Origin of the sequence: Lactobacillus sp. UMNPBX1 (assembly GCF_002554085.1) — a bacterium.
In the GTDB taxonomy this organism is placed as follows: domain Bacteria; phylum Bacillota; class Bacilli; order Lactobacillales; family Lactobacillaceae; genus Lactobacillus; species Lactobacillus crispatus.
Genome location: NZ_PCZI01000046.1, coordinates 1 through 2,054, shown reverse-complemented (window position 1 = coordinate 2,054; position 2,054 = coordinate 1). Strand labels below are relative to the sequence as shown.

Genomic DNA, 2,054 nt, shown 5'->3' with positions numbered 1-2,054 from the left:
TTTGAGGTACTACCCTCAAAACTAAACAAAGTTTCTCAGTGTGCTTCCGCTTGCTCTGGATACTTCTCTTAGCATTCCTGCTCTCCATATCCTTCGCTTCCTTAGAAAGGAGGTGATCCAGCCGCAGGTTCTCCTACGGCTACCTTGTTACGACTTCACCCCAGTCATCTGCCCTGCCTTAGACGGCTCCTTCCCGAAGGTTAGGCCACCGGCTTTGGGCATTGCAGACTCCCATGGTGTGACGGGCGGTGTGTACAAGGCCCGGGAACGTATTCACCGCGGCGTGCTGATCCGCGATTACTAGCGATTCCAGCTTCGTGCAGTCGAGTTGCAGACTGCAGTCCGAACTGAGAACAGCTTTCAGAGATTCGCTTGCCTTCGCAGGCTCGCTTCTCGTTGTACTGCCCATTGTAGCACGTGTGTAGCCCAGGTCATAAGGGGCATGATGACTTGACGTCATCCCCACCTTCCTCCGGTTTGTCACCGGCAGTCTCATTAGAGTGCCCAACTTAATGCTGGCAACTAATAACAAGGGTTGCGCTCGTTGCGGGACTTAACCCAACATCTCACGACACGAGCTGACGACAGCCATGCACCACCTGTCTTAGCGTCCCCGAAGGGAACTTTGTATCTCTACAAATGGCACTAGATGTCAAGACCTGGTAAGGTTCTTCGCGTTGCTTCGAATTAAACCACATGCTCCACCGCTTGTGCGGGCCCCCGTCAATTCCTTTGAGTTTCAACCTTGCGGTCGTACTCCCCAGGCGGAGTGCTTAATGCGTTAGCTGCAGCACTGAGAGGCGGAAACCTCCCAACACTTAGCACTCATCGTTTACGGCATGGACTACCAGGGTATCTAATCCTGTTCGCTACCCATGCTTTCGAGCCTCAGCGTCAGTTGCAGACCAGAGAGCCGCCTTCGCCACTGGTGTTCTTCCATATATCTACGCATTCCACCGCTACACATGGAGTTCCACTCTCCTCTTCTGCACTCAAGAAAAACAGTTTCCGATGCAGTTCCTCGGTTAAGCCGAGGGCTTTCACATCAGACTTATTCTTCCGCCTGCGCTCGCTTTACGCCCAATAAATCCGGACAACGCTTGCCACCTACGTATTACCGCGGCTGCTGGCACGTAGTTAGCCGTGACTTTCTGGTTGATTACCGTCAAATAAAGGCCAGTTACTACCTCTATCCTTCTTCACCAACAACAGAGCTTTACGATCCGAAAACCTTCTTCACTCACGCGGCGTTGCTCCATCAGACTTGCGTCCATTGTGGAAGATTCCCTACTGCTGCCTCCCGTAGGAGTTTGGGCCGTGTCTCAGTCCCAATGTGGCCGATCAGTCTCTCAACTCGGCTATGCATCATCGCCTTGGTAAGCCTTTACCTTACCAACTAGCTAATGCACCGCGGGGCCATCCCATAGCGACAGCTTACGCCGCCTTTTAAAAGCTGATCATGCGATCTGCTTTCTTATCCGGTATTAGCACCTGTTTCCAAGTGGTATCCCAGACTATGGGGCAGGTTCCCCACGTGTTACTCACCCATCCGCCGCTCGCTTTCCTAACGTCATTACCGAAGTAAATCTGTTAGTTCCGCTCGCTCGACTTGCATGTATTAGGCACGCCGCCAGCGTTCGTCCTGAGCCAGGATCAAACTCTCATTTTAAAAAGTTTGAATGATTGCTCATTCCTTATTTAAGATCTTTGTCTCAAATTTATTGCTTGCGAATTGACTTCGCTTCTTGTTTGGGTTTTTACACCCGCACACTTTTAGCGAAACTTTGTTCAGTTTTCAAAGTACTACCTCTGTCTTGCTTTTTGTAAAGCAGACAGCTTTTATATTTTATCAAACCATCATTTCTTTGTCAAGAACTTTTTTGATTTGTTTTTTTTCGTCTTGCTCAAGCTTTTTCCGCTTTCGCCTGACGACATTTAAATATATTACCAGCTTATTTACTTCTTTGCAAGTACTTTTTTCTTTTTATTTGTTTTCTTTCCTTACATGTCTGTTTTTAAGCTCTCGTCGCATCTCTCGAAGCGACTTTATTAAT

General features: G+C 48.8%; 1 rRNA gene. It reads right to left on the bottom strand.

Annotated features, from left to right (window positions below):
* Positions 1 to 105: 105 nt before the first annotated feature.
* Positions 106 to 1,669, bottom strand: a 16S ribosomal RNA gene (locus CP352_RS10685).
* Positions 1,670 to 2,054: the final 385 nt, after the last annotated feature.